Annotated in this window: 17 protein-coding genes; 7 read left to right on the forward strand and 10 right to left on the reverse strand. The window is 64.5% G+C overall.

Going from position 1 to position 17,084, the window contains the following annotated elements:
* Positions 1–61: 61 nt before the first annotated feature.
* Positions 62–565: an RNA polymerase sigma factor gene (locus V0R59_RS11345; protein ID WP_330073935.1), complete on the reverse strand. Its 504-nt coding sequence runs from the start codon at positions 563–565 to the stop codon at positions 62–64.
* An 83-nt stretch (positions 566–648) separates the two neighbouring features.
* Positions 649–2,019: a DNA repair protein RadA gene (gene radA / locus V0R59_RS11350; RefSeq protein ID WP_330073936.1), complete on the reverse strand. Its 1,371-nt coding sequence runs from the start codon at positions 2,017–2,019 to the stop codon at positions 649–651.
* Positions 2,020–2,188: 169 nt separating this feature from the next.
* Here radA and mscL point away from each other — a divergent pair, with 169 nt between their 5' ends.
* Positions 2,189–2,602, forward strand: coding sequence for a large-conductance mechanosensitive channel protein MscL (mscL, locus tag V0R59_RS11355; protein WP_330073937.1), 414 nt, complete (start codon positions 2,189–2,191; stop codon positions 2,600–2,602).
* Between the two features lie 101 nt (positions 2,603–2,703).
* Here mscL and V0R59_RS11360 read toward each other — a convergent pair whose 3' ends face one another.
* Complete coding sequence (locus V0R59_RS11360) at positions 2,704–3,480, reverse strand: ferredoxin--NADP reductase (protein ID WP_330073938.1); 777 nt, start codon at positions 3,478–3,480, stop codon at positions 2,704–2,706.
* Positions 3,481–3,726: 246 nt separating this feature from the next.
* On the opposite strand from V0R59_RS11360, the gene V0R59_RS11365 reads away from it, so the two are divergent.
* Both V0R59_RS11365 and V0R59_RS11370 read left to right on the forward strand, forming a co-directional pair.
* On the forward strand, positions 3,727–4,431 hold the full coding sequence (locus V0R59_RS11365) for an autoinducer binding domain-containing protein (protein ID WP_330073939.1): 705 nt from the start codon (positions 3,727–3,729) through the stop codon (positions 4,429–4,431).
* 87 nt (positions 4,432–4,518) lie between these two features.
* Positions 4,519–5,643, forward strand: a complete 1,125-nt coding sequence (locus V0R59_RS11370; protein WP_330073940.1) for a methyltransferase — start codon at positions 4,519–4,521, stop codon at positions 5,641–5,643.
* 99 nt (positions 5,644–5,742) lie between these two features.
* Here the strand turns inward: V0R59_RS11370 and ycaC are convergent, their stop codons facing one another.
* From ycaC to V0R59_RS11390, 4 genes are all read right to left on the reverse strand, one after another.
* Positions 5,743–6,369 carry an isochorismate family cysteine hydrolase YcaC gene (gene ycaC / locus V0R59_RS11375; RefSeq protein WP_330072693.1) on the reverse strand — a complete coding sequence of 209 codons (627 nt, stop codon included), beginning with the start codon at positions 6,367–6,369 and terminating at the stop codon, positions 5,743–5,745.
* Between the two features lie 171 nt (positions 6,370–6,540).
* Positions 6,541–6,696 (reverse strand): DUF2474 domain-containing protein, encoded by a 156-nt coding sequence (locus V0R59_RS11380; RefSeq protein ID WP_330073941.1) that lies wholly within the window; start codon positions 6,694–6,696, stop codon positions 6,541–6,543.
* Positions 6,697–6,709: 13 nt separating this feature from the next.
* Positions 6,710–7,717, reverse strand: coding sequence for a cytochrome d ubiquinol oxidase subunit II (cydB, locus tag V0R59_RS11385; protein ID WP_330073942.1), 1,008 nt, complete (start codon positions 7,715–7,717; stop codon positions 6,710–6,712).
* Positions 7,718–7,720: 3 nt separating this feature from the next.
* Positions 7,721–9,160 carry a cytochrome ubiquinol oxidase subunit I gene (locus V0R59_RS11390; RefSeq protein WP_330073943.1) on the reverse strand — a complete coding sequence of 480 codons (1,440 nt, stop codon included), beginning with the start codon at positions 9,158–9,160 and terminating at the stop codon, positions 7,721–7,723.
* A gap of 377 nt (positions 9,161–9,537) precedes the next feature.
* Between V0R59_RS11390 and V0R59_RS11395 the strand changes: the two genes are divergently transcribed.
* Positions 9,538–10,770, forward strand: coding sequence for an MFS transporter (locus tag V0R59_RS11395; protein WP_330073944.1), 1,233 nt, complete (start codon positions 9,538–9,540; stop codon positions 10,768–10,770).
* A gap of 177 nt (positions 10,771–10,947) precedes the next feature.
* Here V0R59_RS11395 and V0R59_RS11400 read toward each other — a convergent pair whose 3' ends face one another.
* A complete protein-coding gene (locus tag V0R59_RS11400) occupies positions 10,948–11,499 on the reverse strand; it encodes a DJ-1 family glyoxalase III (RefSeq protein ID WP_330073945.1) in 552 nt (183 codons plus the stop codon).
* A 217-nt stretch (positions 11,500–11,716) separates the two neighbouring features.
* Here V0R59_RS11400 and V0R59_RS11405 point away from each other — a divergent pair, with 217 nt between their 5' ends.
* Together V0R59_RS11405 and trmA are read left to right on the forward strand one after the other, a co-directional pair.
* Positions 11,717–13,012: an NCS2 family permease gene (locus tag V0R59_RS11405; RefSeq protein ID WP_330073946.1), complete on the forward strand. Its 1,296-nt coding sequence runs from the start codon at positions 11,717–11,719 to the stop codon at positions 13,010–13,012.
* Positions 13,009–14,094: a tRNA (uridine(54)-C5)-methyltransferase TrmA gene (gene trmA / locus V0R59_RS11410; RefSeq protein ID WP_330073947.1), complete on the forward strand. Its 1,086-nt coding sequence runs from the start codon at positions 13,009–13,011 to the stop codon at positions 14,092–14,094. Before V0R59_RS11405 ends, trmA begins: the two co-directional genes overlap by 4 nt.
* Before the next feature lie 81 nt (positions 14,095–14,175).
* Here the strand turns inward: trmA and V0R59_RS11415 are convergent, their stop codons facing one another.
* The gene (locus tag V0R59_RS11415) at positions 14,176–15,330 is read right to left on the reverse strand and encodes an alkaline phosphatase family protein (RefSeq protein ID WP_330073948.1); all 1,155 of its coding nucleotides are present in this window, start codon (positions 15,328–15,330) and stop codon (positions 14,176–14,178) included.
* Between the two features lie 157 nt (positions 15,331–15,487).
* On the opposite strand from V0R59_RS11415, the gene V0R59_RS11420 reads away from it, so the two are divergent.
* A complete protein-coding gene (locus V0R59_RS11420; protein ID WP_375547349.1) occupies positions 15,488–16,348 on the forward strand; it encodes a shikimate dehydrogenase in 861 nt (286 codons plus the stop codon).
* Between the two features lie 42 nt (positions 16,349–16,390).
* Here V0R59_RS11420 and V0R59_RS11425 read toward each other — a convergent pair whose 3' ends face one another.
* Positions 16,391–17,059, reverse strand: coding sequence for a TetR/AcrR family transcriptional regulator (locus tag V0R59_RS11425; protein WP_330073949.1), 669 nt, complete (start codon positions 17,057–17,059; stop codon positions 16,391–16,393).
* Between the last annotated feature and the right edge of the window lie 25 nt (positions 17,060–17,084).

Here is a 17,084-nt window from a genome sequence, read left to right on the forward strand (position 1 = left end):
TCTCGAATTCTGCTTATGAAAGGACTGACGTCTGAAGGCGCATTGTTCAGTAAACCGTTCGTCATTCCTGTTCCTGCAAGCACTGCATCACATAGGCCAGTGCCCGGGAAAGATGCTTCTGTACCGAGCTGTCGGAAATGTCCAGGCGCCTGGCCACCTCGGCGTGGGTCAGGCCCTCCAGGCGATTGAGGCGGAAGATCTCGCGGGTACGCGGCGGCAGCTCGTTCATCGCCGCCCGCAGCCGGCGCATATGCTGCTCAGCCGCCGTGCTCTCCTCCAGGCCAGGGCTGTCCTCGACTATGCCTTCGAGGGCTTCGTGGGGCACCAGGTCGGTCTTGCGCCGTTGTTGCTGGCGCAGGTGATCGATCATCAGGTTGTGTGCCGTGCGGTAGAGATACGCCGGCGTGTTGTCGATGCGCTCGCCAGACTGCTGCTCGGCCAGGCGCAGGAAGCTTTCCTGCACCAGGTCGGCGGCCAGCTGCGGGTCGCGCACCTTGCGCGTCAGCAGGCCCTGCAGGGTCTTCGCGTGCTTGAGGAACAGGCGCTTGAGGTCGGACTCCGCCACGCGAACTCCAGGGGGCTATCGGAATGGAGGCGCCATGCTACTCGTTAGTGAGAATCACTTGCAAGAAGCCTCTTTTCTTCGGCTCATTCCTCGAACAGGGCGTCCAGGGCCTGTTCCAGACGGGTCACCGCGATCACCTGCAAGCCCGCTGGCGACTCCTTCGGCGCATTGCCCTTGGGCACGATGGCGCGCTTGAAGCCATGCTTGGCCGCTTCCTTCAGACGCTCCTGGCCGCTCGGCACCGGCCGTACCTCGCCGGACAGGCCGACCTCGCCGAACACCAGCAGGCCCTGGGACAACGGCTTGTTGCGCAGGCTCGACATGACTGCCGCAAGCAGTGCCAGGTCGGAGGCGGTCTCCAGCACCTTGACCCCGCCGACCACGTTGAGGAACACGTCCTGGTCGTGGGTGGGAATGCCGCCGTGGCGGTGCAGCACCGCCAGGAGCATGGCCAGGCGGTTCTGGTCGAGGCCAAGGGTCACCCGCCGCGGGTTGGCCAGGTGGCTGTCGTCCACCAGCGCCTGCACTTCCACCAGCATCGGCCGGGTGCCTTCCCAGGTGGCCATGACCACGCTGCCGGGCACCGCTTCCTGGGTGCGGGTGAGGAAGATCGCCGAGGGGTTGGAGACTTCCTTCAGGCCGCGGTCGGTCATGCCGAACACGCCCAGCTCGTTGACCGCGCCGAAGCGGTTCTTCACCGCGCGCAGCAGGCGCAGGCGGCCATCGGACTCGCCCTCGAAATACAGCACGGTGTCGACCATGTGCTCCAGCACCCGCGGACCGGCCAGGGCGCCTTCCTTGGTCACGTGGCCGACGAGGAAGATCGCCGTGCCGCTCTGCTTGGCGTAGCGCACCAGCAAGGCGGCGCTCTCGCGGACCTGGGCGACGCCCCCCGGCGCCGATTGCAGTTGCTCGGTGAAGATGGTCTGGATCGAGTCGATCACCATCACCTTGGGCTTTTCGCTGCGGGCCGTGGCGATGATGCTTTCGATGCAGGTCTCGGTCATCACCCGCAGCTGGTCCAGGGGCAGGCCCAGGCGCCGGCCGCGCATCGCCACCTGCTGTTGCGATTCCTCGCCGGTGACGTACAGCGCCGGCATGCGCGAGGCGATATGGCAGAGGGTCTGCAAGAGAATGGTCGACTTGCCGATGCCGGGGTCGCCGCCGATCAGTACCACCGAGCCGTCCACCAGGCCGCCGCCGAGTACACGGTCGAGTTCGGCGCTGGCGGTGGAGAACCGCGGGATTTCCTCGATGGAGACTTCGGCGAGGGTCTTGATCTGCGCCTGCTGCCCGGCCCAGCCGGTGCGGCCGCTGGGGGCCGCGGCCCCGCCGCTCTCGATCATGGTCTCGGTCAGGGTGTTCCAGGCGCCGCATTCACCGCACTGGCCGGCCCATTTCGGAAAGGTCGCGCCGCACTCGGTGCAGCCGTACAAGCGCTTGGCCTTGGCCATGGGCAATCTCCTGGAAAAAGTCGCCATGATAGCCGTCGCGCCGGGAAAGGCGCCAATCGCGACAAAACCATTGGCTATGAGCGGGGTCATTTGTAGTCGATGCAACGCATGAAGCGATGAGCTGAATTACACTGCGTCGACCCCCTTCAATTGTTACAAGGAATAAACCATGGGCATGATCAGTGAATTCAAAGCCTTTGCGGTCAAGGGCAATGTCGTCGACATGGCCGTCGGTATCATCATCGGCGCGGCATTCGGCAAGATCGTTTCGTCTTTCGTCGGCGATGTGGTGATGCCGCCTTTGGGCCTGTTGATTGGCGGGGTGGACTTCAGCGACCTGGCGATCACCCTCAAGGCCGCGCAAGGGGATGTACCCGCAGTGGTGCTGGCCTACGGCAAGTTCATCCAGACGGTGATCGATTTCGTGATCGTGGCGTTCGCCATCTTCATGGGCGTGAAGGTGATCAACCGCCTGAAGCGTGAAGAAGCGGTAGCGCCAAGCGTGCCGCCAGCGCCGACGCCACAGGAAACCCTGCTGACCGAGATCCGGGATCTGTTGAAGGCGCAGAACAACAAGCCTTGAGGCCTTCATAAACCCTGTGGGAGCGGGTTCACCCGCGATGACACCGGTGAACCCAGCATCGTCATCGCGGGTAAACCCGCTCCCGCAGGGTCCGCGCAGGTTTACCAGTAGGTTTCGACCGCCACCTGCCCCGGCCGCCGGCTCAGGCTCAGGTTCAAGTCACGCGCCTTCAGTACCTTGCGCGTGTCGTCGATCATCTCGGGGTTGCCACACAGCATCACCCGCGAATGCTCCGGGATCAGTTCCAGCCCCGCCGCCCGCTCCAGCTCACCGTTCTCGATCAGCGTAGTGATGCGCCCGTTCAGCGCGCCCGGATGCTGTTCGCGGGTCACCACCGGGATGAACTGCAGCTTGCCGGCGTACTCCGCCAGGTATTCGCGCTTCTCCAGGCCTGCGATCAGGTCGAGATACGCCAGCTCGCGCGCCTCGCGCACCGAATACACCAGCTTGATCCGCTCGAAACGCTCCCAGGCCTCGAAGTCCTGCAGGATCGACAGGAACGGCGCGATCCCGGTCCCGGTGGCCAGCAGCCACAGGTCGCGGCCATCGACGAAACGGTCGAGGGTCAGGTAACCGAAGGCCTGGCGATCGATCAGCAGTTCGTCACCCTCGCGCAGGCGGCTCAGCTCGCTGGTGAACTCGCCACCCGGGACGACGATGGAATAGAAATCCAGGTGCTCGTCGAACGGCGACGACACCATCGAATACGCACGCCAGACCACGCTGCCGTCGGCCTTGGTCACGCCCAGACGGGCGAACTGGCCGGCGCGGAAGCGGAATCCGGCATCGCGGGTGGTGCGCAGGCTGAACAGGTTGGGGGTCAGCGGCTGGACGTCGAGCAGGGTCTGGCGGGTGTATTTCTCCGCGCTGGCAGTCATGGTTCGCTCCACAAATCAGGTGCGCCCAGTTTCGCGCAAAGCCGTGGGAATAAACACCGCTGGTTTGTAGTGACTTCGGCCGCGGCCCGACAGGAACATCGCGTTTAACTGAACTACCCTTTGCAAGCCATGACATAGGTCAACTTATAGCGAAAAAAACCAATCGTACTGTAGGACGATTCCTATACTGCTTGAACACCGCTTGGCTAATTGGATCCATAGACATAGACAGGGAGCACCCCGCCAATGCCGCACTGGAAGCAGGAGCAGCTCGAAAGCCTGATCGCGGAACAGGACCCCGAGCGCATATTCGAATCTGCCCTGTCCCTGGCACAGCAACTGGAGATGGAGTACCTCGGCCTGGTGGTGCAAAGCCAGACCACCGGCATGACGCCGCAAGTGCTGATGTTCAACAACTATTCCGCCGAGTGGAACACGCGCTACCAGGAACAGAACTACCTCGCCCTCGACCCGACGTTCTGCCATTGCCGGCATTCCTTGATCCCGCTGCTGTGGGACGACCAGGTATTCAACGAGGTCCCGCAACTGCGCGAGGACGCCAAGGCCCATGGCCTGGCCCACGGCTGGAGCCAGGCGGCCCACGATATCCGCGGCAACAACAGCATGCTCAGCCTGGTGCGCAGCGAACATGCCATCAGCATCGCCGAGTTCTATGACAAGACCGGCCAGGCCCTGTGGCTGTGCAATGTCATGCACACGGTCATGCTCGAACGCATCAATCCCTTGCAGCCCAACGGCTTCGGCCTCTCCGAGCGCGAGCGCGAAGTGCTGAAATGGTCTGCCGCCGGCAAGACCGCCTCGGACATCGCCTGCATCCTCACCCTGTCGCAGAGCACGGTGAACTTCCATATCCGCAGCGTCATCACCAAGATGCACGCCAACAACAAGGCCGGTGCCGTGGCCATCGCCGCCATGCACGGACTGCTCTGACCCCGCTGTGCCGCAAAGCCCTGTAGAATCGGCGCCTGTCTGTCACTGCCCCGGGCAGTGCACACCCATGCCCCAGAGCCTCGACCCATGCCTTTGCTGACCAGCCCCTTCGCCCGACTCGACCTGATCCGCCAGCCCGACTACGCCAACGATCCCTTGCAGGCCTTCGACGCCGCCGACGAATACCTGCTGGAACACCTGGCCGCACTGGGGCTGCCCGACGGCGCCCGGGTGCTGGTACTCAACGACAGCTTCGGCGGCTTGGCCATCAGCCTGCGCGAGCGTTTCGCGGTGACCAGCAGCGGCGACTCCTTCCTCGCCCGTCTCGGTCTGGAGAAGAACCTGTCACGCAACGACCAACCCTGGGATGGCGTGCCCTTCGTGCCGGCCAGCGAGACCTGGCAGGGCCCGTTCGACCACGTGCTGGTGCGGGTGCCGAAGACCCTGGCCTTGCTGGAAGAACAGCTGGTACGCCTGCAAGGCCACCTGGCGCCGGGCGCGCAAGTGGTCGCCGGAGCGATGATCAAGCACCTGCCGCGGGCAGCCGGTGATCTGCTGGAACAGTACATCGGGCCGATGCAGGCGTCGCTGGCGCAGAAGAAGGCGCGCCTGCTGGTCGCCACCTTCGAGCCGAAGGCCGTCGCGGTGTCGCCGTATCCGACCCGCTACCGCCTGGACAAGCCAGCACTGGAGCTGGTCAACCACGCCAACGTGTTCTGCCGCGAAGGGCTGGACATCGGCACCCGTGCCTTCCTCCCGCACCTGCCGCGCAACCTCGGCAATGCCCGGGTCGCGGACCTGGGTTGCGGCAACGGCGTGCTGGCCATCGCCAGCGCCCTGGACAACCCGCAGGCGCACTACACCCTCGTGGACGAGTCGTACATGGCGGTGCAATCGGCCACGGAGAACTGGCGTGCGGCGCTGGGCGAGCGTGAGGTGGAGATCAGCGCGGCGGATGGCCTGGCCGGGCAGCCGGCGAGTTCGCTGGACGTGGTGCTGTGCAATCCGCCGTTCCACCAGCAGCAGGTGGTCGGCGACTTCCTCGCCTGGCGCATGTTCCAGCAGGCCCGGGAGGCGCTGGAGGTGGGTGGGGCCTTGTATATCGTCGGCAACCGCCATCTGGGCTACCACACCAAGCTGGCGCGGTTGTTCCGCGGGGTCGAGCAAGTGGCGGCGACGCCGAAGTTCGTGATTCTCAAGGCGCGGAAGTAGGAGCTGCGTTAGCTGCGAAGGAGCGCGCAGCGGTCCGCGCCGACCATCGCCCTCAGCAACAAAAAAGGGCCTGCTCTGATGAGCAGGCCCTTTCTTCATTTACTTGGCAGTGAACGCCGAGTAGCTGTTCATCAGGTTGCGATAGTTGGGAATCCGCTGCGACAGCAGGTTACCCAGCCCTTCGATGTCGTTGCGCCAGTCGCGGTGCAGCTCACAGGCCACCGAGAACCAGTTCATCATCTGCGCGCCGGCCTGGGTCATGCGGTTCCATGCGGCCTGCTGCACGGTGGTGTTGAAGGTGCCGGAAGCATCGGTCACCACGAACACATCGAAGCCTTCGGCCAGTGCCGACAGGGTCGGGAAGGCCACGCAGACGTCGGTCACCACGCCGGCGATGATCAGTTGCTTGCGGCCGGTGGCCTTGATCGCCTTGACGAAGTCTTCGTTGTCCCAGGCGTTGATCTGGCCGGGGCGCGGGATGTACGGGGCATCCGGGAACATCTCTTTCAGCTCTGGAACCAGCGGGCCGTTGGGGCCTTGTTCGAAGCTGGTGGTGAGGATGGTCGGCAGGTCGAAGAATTTCGCCAGGTCGGCCAGCGCCAGCACGTTGTTCTTGAACTCGTTGGGCGAGAAGTCCTGCACCAGGGAGATCAGACCGGTCTGGTGGTCGACCAGGAGGACTACGGCGTCGTCTTTGTTCAGGCGGTTGTAGGTGGCGTTGGTCATGGCGAAGATCCTTTTGTTCGAGAAGTTTGTCTGGGTTGTTGTCGCTAAGTGAGGCCAGATTAAGGAGTTCTCGGAAAAGGATAAATCGGCTGAAAACGGTATGACTGTCCCTTCCAGGTGGACAGTCAAGTAATAAAAAAGGGGCCGCAAATGCAGCCCCCGAAAACAGCCTCAGTGCGTACTCAACCCCGCCGCACTCATGAACAGCCGCATCAACCACGCCACCACCGCCAGGCTCGCCACGCTCAGCACCCAGATCAGCGCCAGCCAGCCGAGCCGCTGCAACAGCGGTTTCTTCTCCGGCTCGAAGGTATCGTTGCCTTTCATGCCCTGACCCCTCCTAGTGATAGCCATGTTCGTGGGTCACCTTGCCGCGGAACACGTAGTAGCTCCAAAAGGTGTAGCCAAGGATGAACGGCAGGATGAACAGCGTCCCCACCAGCATGAAGCCCTGGCTCTGCGGCGGTGCGGCGGCATCCCAGATGGAGATCGACGGCGGGATGATGTTCGGCCACAGGCTGATGCCCAGGCCGCTGTAGCCAAGGAAGATCAGCACCAGGGTGAGCAGGAACGGCGTGTAGTGCGCATTGCGCTTCACCGCCTGGAGCAGGCCGTAGAAGGTCACCAGGACCAGCAGCGGCACCGGCATGAACCAGAACAGGTTGGGCATGCTGAACCAGCGCTCGGCGATCTTCGGATAGGCCAGCGGCGTCCACAGGCTGACGATGCCGATCACCAGCAGCAGCACCAGGGCCAGCGGCCGGCCGAGGTTGTGCATCTGTTCCTGCAGCTTGCCTTCGGTCTTCATGATCAGCCAGGTACAGCCGAGCAGCGCGTAGGCGACGATCAGGCCGAGGCCGCTGAAGAGACTGAAGGGTGTCAGCCAGTCCAGGGTGCCGCCGGCATATTGCCGGTCGACCACCTTGAAGCCTTCGATGAAGGCGCCCAGGGCCACGCCCTGGAAGAAGGTCGCGGTAAGCGAGCCCCAGATGAACGCCTTGTCCCACAGGTGGCGCTTGTCGGCCTTGGCCTTGAAGCGGAACTCGAAGGCCACGCCGCGGAAGATCAGCCCCACCAGCATCAGCATCAGCGGCAGGTACAACGCCGAAAGCACCACCGAGTAGGCCAGCGGGAAGGCGCCGAACAGCCCCGCCCCGCCCAGCACCAGCCAGGTCTCGTTGCCGTCCCACACCGGTGCCACGGTGTTCATCATCACGTCGCGGTCCTGTTCGCCCTTGACGAAGGGGAAGAGGATGCCGATGCCCAGGTCGAAACCATCCATGACCACGTACATCATCACGCCGAAGATGATGATCACGGCCCAGATCAGCGCAAGATCGATTCCCATGATTCAGTGTCCTTCTTGGTTCAGGCTGACGTCGCCGACGTCGTGGTCGTCCTTCGCCGCCGACAGCGGCCGCGCTGGCGTACGGGGCTGGCCAGGGCCGCCCGGGTTGGTCTCGTTGCCCTCGCCGGTCTTCGGCCCCTTGCGCACCAGGCGCATCATGTAGCCCAGGCCCGCACCGAACAGGGCGAAATACACCACCACGAACATGATCAGGGTGAAGCCCAGCTGCGCGTAGCTGTGGTTCGACGCTCCGTCAGCGGTGCGCATCAGGCCGTAGACCACCCACGGCTGACGCCCGACCTCGGTGGTGAACCAGCCGGCGAGGATGGCGATCAGTCCGGAAGGGCCCATCCACAGGGTCAGATAGAGGAACGGCCGCGAGCTGTACAGGGTGCCGCGCTTGCGCAACCACAGGCTCCACAGGCCGACGAAGATCATCAGCATGCCGAGCCCGACCATGATGCGGAACGACCAGAACACCACGGTGGAGTTGGGCCGGTCCTCCGGCGGGAAGTCCTTCATCGCCGGTACCTGCTTGTCCAGGCTGTGGGTGAGGATCAGGCTGCCCAACGCCGGGATCTCCAGCTTGAAGTGAGTGGTCTCGGCCTTCATGTCGGGGATGCCGAAGAGGATCAGCGGGGTCGGCTCGTCACCGACGTTCTCCCAGTGCCCCTCGATGGCGGCGATCTTCACCGGCTGGTGCTTGAGGGTGTTTAGGCCGTGGAAGTCACCGATCACCGCCTGGATCGGCGCCACGACCAGGGCCATCCACATGGCCATCGAGAGCATCTTGCGGATCGCCGGGTTGTCACGCCCGCGCAGCAGGTGCCACGCCGCCGAGGCGCCGACGAAGAAGGCGGTGGCGACGAAGGCCGCGGTGGCCATGTGCATCAGACGATAGGGGAACGACGGGTTGAAGATCACGGCGAGCCAGTCCACCGGGATCACCCGGCCGTCGATGATTTCGAAGCCCTGGGGCGTCTGCATCCAGCTGTTGGAGGCAAGGATCCAGAACGTCGAGACCAGCGTGCCGAGGGCCACCATCACCGTTGAGAAGAAGTGCAGGCCACGGCCGACGCGGTTCCAGCCGAAGAGCATGACGCCGAGGAAGCCGGCTTCGAGGAAGAACGCGGTGAGCACCTCGTAGGTCAGCAAGGGGCCGGTCACCGCGCCGGCGAAATCGGAAAAGCGGCTCCAGTTGGTGCCGAACTGGTAGGCCATGACCAGGCCGGAGACCACCCCCATGCCGAAGTTGACGGCAAAGATCTTCGACCAGAAATGGTAGAGGTCGCGATAGACCGCTTCGTTGGTTTTCAGCCACAGGCCTTCGAGCACCGCCAGGTAACTGGCGAGGCCGATGGTGATGGCAGGGAACAGGATGTGAAAGGACACGGTGAACGCAAACTGCATTCGGGCGAGATCGAGAGCCTCTGATCCGAACATGGTGCTTCCTCTGTCAGGTAATCCGGCGCCAGGGTCCGTTGCCTTGACGCCAACTGCCCCTGTGGTGGTGGAGTGCGACCCGTTCGAATTGTTCTGAAAAGTTTCCCACCGCAGGGATCGACGGCCCGGAGGCCGGTCGTTGAGCGGAATAGTTGCTGCAACAACTATTGATCCAGATCAATGACAGGGAGAAAGGATAGTCCCGAACCACCGCCTCGGTTGTGTGGTGCGTTGCCGCGTGACCGGTTGCCTCACCCTCTTTACGAAAACGTGAAACGGTGCGCTCAGCGAACGGCAATCACGCTTCCTGCAACCTTTTGTTACAGCCTGGTGTTACGCTGCAACACCTTCCCCCACTCAAGACTCCGCGCTCGCCCATGTCTGCCCAGGCTCCGTTGTTGCTGCGTCATCACCGTCCCTTCCTGTCGTTCTGGCTGGCCCGGGTCTTCACCGCCAGCGGTTTCCAGATGCTCACCGTGGCCATCGGCTGGCACCTCTACCAGCTGACCGGCAACGTCCTCGACCTGGGCCTGGTGGGCCTGGTGGAGTTCGCCCCGCGGGTGCTGTTCATGCTGCACACCGGGCATGTCGCCGACCGCTATGACCGACGCCGCGTCGCCGCGCTGTGCCAGAGCCTGCAGGCGCTGATCGCCCTCGCCCTGGCGCTGGCCAGCACCACCGATTCGGTGAGCCGCGAGCTGATCTTCATCCTCGCCTTCCTGCTCGGCGCCGCGCGCTCGTTCGAGATGCCGGCGACCCAGGCCCTGCTGCCCAACGTGGTGCCGTCGGCGCTGTTTCCGCGAGCGGTGGCGGCCTCGGCCTCGGCGATGCAGTCGGCGACCATCGTCGCTCCGGCGCTGGGCGGGTTTCTCTACGCCTTCGGCAGCGTCTGGGTGTACGGGCCAACGGTGTGCCTGTACGTCATCGCCTGCTGCCTGACCCTCAGCCTGAGCTCAAGACAGGCCCCGCTGGCCCAGGGCCGGGCCAGTATCGAGTCGCTGCTGGCAGGTATTCGCTTCATCCGCAGCCGGCCGGATATCCTCGGGGCGATTTCCCTCGACCTGTTCGCCGTGCTGCTCGGCGGCGCCACCGCGCTGCTGCCGGTGTTCGCCAAGGACATCCTGCTCACCGGGCCCTGGGGCTTGGGCCTGCTGCGCTCGGCGCCGGCGGTGGGGGCGTTGCTGATGTCGCTGTGGCTGGCGCGCTTCCCGGTGGAGCGCAAGGTCGGGCGGGTGATGTTCACGGCGGTGGGCGTGTTTGGCGTGGCGACCATCGCCTTCGGCCTGTCCACCTCGTTCTGGTTCTCCCTGGCGGTGCTGGCCGTGCTGGGGGCGGCGGACATGATCAGCATGGTGATCCGCGGGGCCTTCGTGCAGCTGGAGACGCCGGACGAGATGCGCGGCCGGGTGAGTGCGGTGAACGGCCTGTTCATCGGGGCCTCGAACCAGCTGGGGGAATTCGAGTCGGGGGTGACGGCGCACTGGTTCGGCACGGTGCCGGCAGTGGTGCTGGGCGGGGTCGGGACGCTGGTGGTGACCGGGGTGTGGATCAAGCTGTTCCCGACGTTGGCGGGGCGGGATCATATGCATAGCCGACGATCGACTGAATGACCTTGGGGACCCTGTCGCTGGCAAGCCAGATCCTATAGCACACCACATAACTTATTGATTTAGCTGGGACTTGTAGGAGCGGGTTTACCCGCGATGGCGTCGGTGAATTCACTATTGCAATCGCGGGTGAACCCGCTCCCACAGGTCCGTGGTGCTTGCAGGACCTGGCTGGCAAGATCAACACCCCAGCAGATGAGCCACCTGCCCGCGCATCACCTTCCCTTCCAGCAATTCCACCAGGGTCAGGGCAAACCCGATCGCCGCTGCCGAGTGCTGCGCCGTGATGCAGTTGCCGTCCACCACCACCGGCTGGTCGACGAAGTTGCAGCCGGACAGATGCTGGCTGACATCGTTGTGGCAGGTCATCTTGCGCTGGCGCAACAGCCCCCAGGCATTCAGGGCAATCGCCGGCGATTCACCGATCGCCGCATAGAACGAACCGGCCTTGGCCTGCTGCTGCACCCGCTGCTGCAGCGGCTGGCTCGCGGCCATGTGCTGCGCGCCAGTCTCCCCGCCCGGCAGCACGATCAGGTCGAACGACTGCGCCAGCACATCCAGCAACATGGCGTCGGCAGTCAGCCGCGTGCCACGGGCGCAGGTGAGCATGCGGCGGTTCTCGATGCTCGCCACCAGCACCTCCACCTCCGACTGGCGCAGCACGTCGATCAGGGTCACGGTCTGCAGGTCGTCGACGCCTTCGGCGACGACGATCAGGGCTCTCTGGGTCATGGACGAACTCCTTCCGGGCGTGTCCATCCAGCGTAGATCACCCCGCCCGCAACGACGGATCGACGGCCCGTTGGACGCATTACCCTGTGCCAGCCATGCTGGTATGATGCGCGGCTTTTTTCCGGTCCGACTCGAAATCGCATCAAGGCGGTACGCTTTGTGCTTTCCTGACTGGACCGACAACTTTCGGCGCCCATCGCGCCACGGGGAGCAGGACATGCTGGAAAGGCTGTTTCAACTGAAAGCACACGATACGAATGTGCGGACCGAGATCCTGGCGGGCGTCACCACGTTCCTGGCCATGGCCTACATTCTCTTCGTCAACCCGAGCATCCTCGGCGAGACCGGCATGGACAAGGGCGCGGTGTTCGTCGCCACCTGCCTGGCCGCGGCCATCGGCTCGACGATCATGGGCATCATCGCCAACTACCCGATCGCCCTGGCGCCGGGCATGGGTCTGAACGCCTTCTTCACCTACACCGTGGTCCTGCACATGGGCCACACCTGGCAGGTGGCCCTGGGCGCGGTGTTCATCTCGGCGGTGCTGTTCTTCCTGCTGTCGATCTTCCGGATCCGCGAGTGGATCGTGAACAGCATCCCGCTGCCGCTGCGCTCGGCGATCGCCGCCGGTATCGGCCTGTTCCTGGCGCTGATCGCCCTGCATAACGCGGGCATCGTCGTCGATAACCCGGCGACCCTGGTGGGCCTGGGCGACCTCAAGCAACCCGCCCCTATCCTCGCCACCCTGGGCTTCTTCCTGATCGTCGCCCTGGAAGCGCTGAAAGTGCGCGGCGCCGTGCTGATCGGCATCCTCGCCGTGACCATCGCATCCATCGCCCTCGGCGTCACCCCGTTTGGCGGCCTGGTGTCGATGCCGCCGTCGCTGGCACCGACCTTCCTGCAACTGGACATCAAGGGCGCGCTGGACATCGGCCTGGTCAGCGTGATCTTCGCCTTCCTCTTCGTCGACCTGTTCGACAACTCCGGCACCCTGATCGGCGTGGCCAAGCGCGCCGGCCTGATGGGCAAGGACGGCCACATGCCGAAGATGGGCCGGGCCCTGATCGCCGACAGCACCGCGGCCATGGCCGGTTCCCTGCTGGGCACCTCGACCACCACCAGCTACATCGAGTCGGCAGCGGGCGTCAGTGCCGGCGGGCGTACCGGCCTGACCGCCATCGTGGTCGCCATCCTGTTCCTGCTGGCGCTGTTCTTCGCCCCGCTGGCCGGTAGCGTGCCGGCCTTCGCCACCGCACCGGCGCTGCTGTTCGTCGCCGTGCTGATGGCCTCGGGCCTGGCGGAAATCAACTGGGACGACATCACCGAAGCCGCGCCGGTGGTGATTACCGCCCTGGCCATGCCGCTGACCTACTCCATCGCCAACGGCATCGCCTTCGGCTTCATCTCCTGGACCGCGATCAAGCTGATCTCCGGCCGTGGCCGTGACCTGAACTCGGCCCTGGTGATCCTGTCCATCCTGTTCGTCATCAAGCTGGGCTGGTTCAACGCATGAGTGCTGTCTTCGACCCTTCCACCTACGACCAGCAGCTCGCCGCCAAGGTCGAGCGCCTGCGCGAGCTGCTGGCGCCGTTCGACGCGCCCGAGCCGAGCGTGTTCGATTCGCCGCGCGAGCACTACCGCCTGCGCGCCGAATTCCGCCTGTGGCGCCAGGACGGACAGCGCCACTACGCGATGTTCGCCCCGGGAGAGAAGCACACGCCGATCCTCATCGAGGATTTCCCCATCGCCAGCCTGCAGATCAACGATCTGATGCCACGCATGAAACGCGCCTGGCAGGCCAGCGAGGCGCTGAGCAACAAGCTGTTCCAGGTGGAGTTCCTGACCACCCTGGCCGGCGACGCGATGATCACCCTGTGCTACCACCGTCCGCTGGACGAGGCCTGGGAAGTCGAAGCCAAGCGCCTGGCGCAGGAACTGGGCGTGAGCATCATCGGCCGCTCCAAGGGCAAGCGCCTGGTGATCGGTCGTGACTATGCGGTGGAAGCGTTGCAGGTGGCCGGTCGCGAGTTCCGCTATCGCCAGCCGGAGGGCGCCTTCACCCAGCCCAACGGCCAGGTGAACCAGAAGATGCTGGGCTGGGCCTTCGAGGCCCTGGGCCAGCGCGACGACGACCTGCTGGAGCTGTACTGCGGCAACGGCAACTTCACCCTGCCGCTGGCGACCCGCGTGCGCAACGTGCTGGCCACCGAGATCAGCAAGACCTCGGTGAATGCCGCGCTGCACAACCTCGATGACAACGGGGTGGACAACGTGAAGCTGGTGCGGCTGTCGGCCGAAGAGCTGACCGAGGCGCTGAACGAGGTGCGACCGTTCCGTCGCCTGGAAGGCATCGACCTGAAGAGCTATGAATTCGGCAGCGTCTTCGTCGACCCGCCGCGGGCCGGCATGGATCCGGACACCTGCGAGCTGACCCGGCGCTTCGACAACATCCTGTACATCTCCTGCAACCCGGAAACGCTGGCGGCGAATATCGCCCAGTTGCATGACACCCACCGGGTGGAGCGCTGTGCGCTGTTCGACCAGTTCCCTTATACCCACCACATGGAAAGTGGGGTTCTGCTGGTTCGGCGCTGATCTTTCGGGCCACATCGCGGGTGAACCCGCTCCCACAAGGACCGTGTGGGAGCGGGTTCACCCGCGATGTGGCCCGCCCAGTCAGCACATCAGCAACGGCACCACCTGATCGGCATCGGTCAACGCCCCGTGATGCCCCAGCCAGCGACTCGCCGCCGGCTCCACCTCGCTGCGGATGATCCCGCCAGCGCCATTCGGCACCACGATCAGGTCGCCGATCCGCGCCTCCGCCTGGCTCAGCATCACATCGCCAAACAGCCCGGCACCAATGGCCTGCGCCTTGTTCAATACTCTGTAGCCATCCCCCAGCCGATCACGCCAGCGTTCCTGCGTCCGGTCCAGGCGCGCCGGATCGACATAGACATGCCGCGCCCGTATATCCCCGGCCAGCGCAACAACCCCTTCCTGCAGACCCGGCTCGCGATCGAAGTCCACCACCGCTGCGCTGTCCAGACCGAGCATGCCGTGGTCGGCGGTAATCATCAGCCTCGCCCCTGGCGGCAATTGCTGGAAGATCGCCTCGGCCAGCCGATCCGCGACGCGCAGTTGCGCCAGCCAGGCCTCGGAGCCCGGGCCGAACAGATGGCCGGCAAAATCCAGGTCGCCGAAGTAGGCGAAGCAATAGGCCGGCGCATTGACGTTCAAGGCCTCGCGCACCAGCTCCGGATAGGCGTAATAGGACGGCGCGCCGAGAATCTGCGAGCCGCGGTAGATGGCCTTGGTGTAGGCCGAATCGGCATAGCGCGCCGACATGACAGTACTGATCTTCAGGCCCTGCTCACTGGCCTGTTCCCAGGCGGTCTGCGCCGCGATGAAGCGCTCCGGCGGCGGCGCCAGGGTCGCCAGCCGGTCTGCGACGAAGGGCGCGCAGGTCCAGGTCAGTGGCGAAAACTCGCTGTCGCCGTCGAGGGCGAAGGTGCAGCCGACGATGCCATGGGCACCGCTGCCCAGGCCGGAGGCCAGCGCCGCCAGGCTCGATGCGGTGGTGGCGGGAAAGCCGACATGAAAAGTCCCTTCAGGACGCATCAGTGCCGCGAGGAACGGCGCGTGCGCAGCATGTTCGCGAAGCAGCTCGTGGCCCAGTCCATCGATCAGCAACAGGCAGGTGGCTGAAGAAGGCGTCAGCTCGAAGCCATTGCGAAACCCTACCGCCCCCAGCGCAGTCAGGATCGATTGGCTCAGGTTGGCCAGTCCAGGCCAGGTGCTGCGCTGGGTAACGTCCATTTCTAGCGCCATGTGCGGCCCTCCTCCGTGGTCGAAGCAGAAGGTGTAGCACGACCCTGTTCGATCAGCGAACACTAAACGTTCCAGCGGGTTGATTGTCGTTAACCAAACGGTACATTTTGTCGGAACTCCTTTTCCAATCGCCAAGAACAACAACGGAGTCTTACCGATGAATCTGGCCAAACCGCCCGGCATTCTCGCCGGCCTGATCGGCGCGGGCATCCAGGCCTCGCGCACCCCCGCGCTGCATGAACACGAAGGCGCCGCCCAGGGCCTGACCTACCTGTACCGGCTGATCGACCTCGACCAGCTCAAGCTCGACAGCAGCGCCCTCGAAGAACTGCTGACCGCCTCGCAGTACATGGGCTTCACCGGCCTGAACATCACCTTCCCGTGCAAGCAGGCGATCCTGCCGCTGCTGGATGAACTTTCGCCGGAAGCCCGTGGCATCGGCGCGGTGAACACCGTGGTGCTGAAGGATGGCCGGCGTATCGGCCACAACACCGACTGCCTGGGCTTTGCCGAGGGCTTCCGGCGCGGGCTGCCGGATGCCTCGCGTCAGAGCGTGGTGCAGATGGGCGCCGGCGGCGCTGGCGCGGCAGTCGCCCATGCGCTGCTCAGCGAGGGCGTGGAACAACTGACGGTGTTCGACGTGGAAGCGGAACGGGCCCAGGCCCTTGTGGATAACCTCAACGAGCATTTCCCGGGCAGCCGCGCCAGGGTCGGCCATGATCTGGACAGCGCCGTCGGCCAGGCCTGCGGCCTGGTCAACACCACGCCGATGGGCATGGCCAAGCTGCCGGGCATGCCGGTACCGAAAGCCCTGCTGCGCAGCGAATTGTGGGTCGCGGAAATCGTCTATTTCCCGCTGGAAACCGAACTGCTGCGCGAAGCCCGCGCCCTCGGCTGCCGCACCCTGAATGGCGCGACCATGGCGGTGTACCAGGCCGTGAAGGCGTTCGAGCTGTTCAGCGGAGTCACGCCCGATCCGCTGCGGATGACCGAGCACTTCCACAGCCTGGGCAATTGAGATGAAAAAACGCCGCGCAGCCATTGCGCGGCGTTGTCGTGATCAGGCCTGCAGGTAGCGCAGCACCGATTCGCAGATCATTTCCTTGTGCCGGGCCTTGACGGCCTGGTCCTCGAAGTCGATCTGGAAGATCTCGCCGAAGGTGTGGCGGTTGGACACCCGGTAGAAGCAGAACGAACTGATCAGCAGGTGCACGTCCAGCGCATCCAGCCCCCCGCGGAACAAGCCCTCGCTGGCGCCACGCAGCAGAATCTCGTTCAACGCCTTGAGCACCGTGTTGTTCATCGAGCGGATCGCCGAGGACTGCTTGACGAACTCGCCATGGTGCATGTTCTCGTTGCACACGATGCGCACGAAATCGACGTTGCGGTCATGGTGGTCGAAGGTGAACTCGATCAGCCGGCGAATGCCCAGGCGCGGCTCCAGCTCGTCCAGGTGCAGGTTGCTTTCGGTGCTGCGGATATCGCCGTAGAGCTTCTCCAGCACCTCGACGTACAACTGCTCCTTGGAGTTGAAGTAGTAGTAGATCATCCGCTTGGAGGTCTGGGTGCGTTCGGCGATCGCATCCACCCGGGCGCCGGCCAGGCCCTGCTGGACGAACTCGCTGATCGCCGCCTGCAGGATGTTCTCGCGGGTCTTTTCCGGATTGTTCTTGCGCCCTCTGCGCGGCGAGGTCTCCGGCGCTGCGCTGGGTGCTGTCGTTATTGTCATACGGAGCTCGTGGCCATCGGTTAAC

The sequence above is a fragment of the Pseudomonas ulcerans genome (assembly GCF_036324125.1).
GTDB classification, from domain to species: domain Bacteria; phylum Pseudomonadota; class Gammaproteobacteria; order Pseudomonadales; family Pseudomonadaceae; genus Aquipseudomonas; species Aquipseudomonas ulcerans.

Bases quoted from the DNA above. Each gene is read 5' to 3' on its own strand.
- radA (WP_330073936.1), bottom strand. From the start codon at position 2,019: ATGGCCAAGGCCAAGCGCTTGTACGGCTGCACCGAGTGCGGCGCGACC.
- mscL (WP_330073937.1), top strand. From the start codon at position 2,189: ATGGGCATGATCAGTGAATTCAAAGCCTTTGCGGTCAAGGGCAATGTC.
- V0R59_RS11360 (WP_330073938.1), bottom strand. From the start codon at position 3,480: ATGACTGCCAGCGCGGAGAAATACACCCGCCAGACCCTGCTCGACGTC.
- V0R59_RS11365 (WP_330073939.1), top strand. From the start codon at position 3,727: ATGCCGCACTGGAAGCAGGAGCAGCTCGAAAGCCTGATCGCGGAACAG.
- V0R59_RS11370 (WP_330073940.1), top strand. From the start codon at position 4,519: ATGCCTTTGCTGACCAGCCCCTTCGCCCGACTCGACCTGATCCGCCAG.
- ycaC (WP_330072693.1), bottom strand. From the start codon at position 6,369: ATGACCAACGCCACCTACAACCGCCTGAACAAAGACGACGCCGTAGTC.
- V0R59_RS11380 (WP_330073941.1), bottom strand. From the start codon at position 6,696: ATGAAAGGCAACGATACCTTCGAGCCGGAGAAGAAACCGCTGTTGCAG.
- cydB (WP_330073942.1), bottom strand. From the start codon at position 7,717: ATGGGAATCGATCTTGCGCTGATCTGGGCCGTGATCATCATCTTCGGC.
- V0R59_RS11390 (WP_330073943.1), bottom strand. From the start codon at position 9,160: ATGTTCGGATCAGAGGCTCTCGATCTCGCCCGAATGCAGTTTGCGTTC.
- V0R59_RS11395 (WP_330073944.1), top strand. From the start codon at position 9,538: ATGTCTGCCCAGGCTCCGTTGTTGCTGCGTCATCACCGTCCCTTCCTG.
- V0R59_RS11400 (WP_330073945.1), bottom strand. From the start codon at position 11,499: ATGACCCAGAGAGCCCTGATCGTCGTCGCCGAAGGCGTCGACGACCTG.
- V0R59_RS11405 (WP_330073946.1), top strand. From the start codon at position 11,717: ATGCTGGAAAGGCTGTTTCAACTGAAAGCACACGATACGAATGTGCGG.
- trmA (WP_330073947.1), top strand. From the start codon at position 13,009: ATGAGTGCTGTCTTCGACCCTTCCACCTACGACCAGCAGCTCGCCGCC.
- V0R59_RS11415 (WP_330073948.1), bottom strand. From the start codon at position 15,330: ATGGCGCTAGAAATGGACGTTACCCAGCGCAGCACCTGGCCTGGACTG.
- V0R59_RS11420 (WP_375547349.1), top strand. From the start codon at position 15,488: ATGAATCTGGCCAAACCGCCCGGCATTCTCGCCGGCCTGATCGGCGCG.
- V0R59_RS11425 (WP_330073949.1), bottom strand. From the start codon at position 17,059: ATGACAATAACGACAGCACCCAGCGCAGCGCCGGAGACCTCGCCGCGC.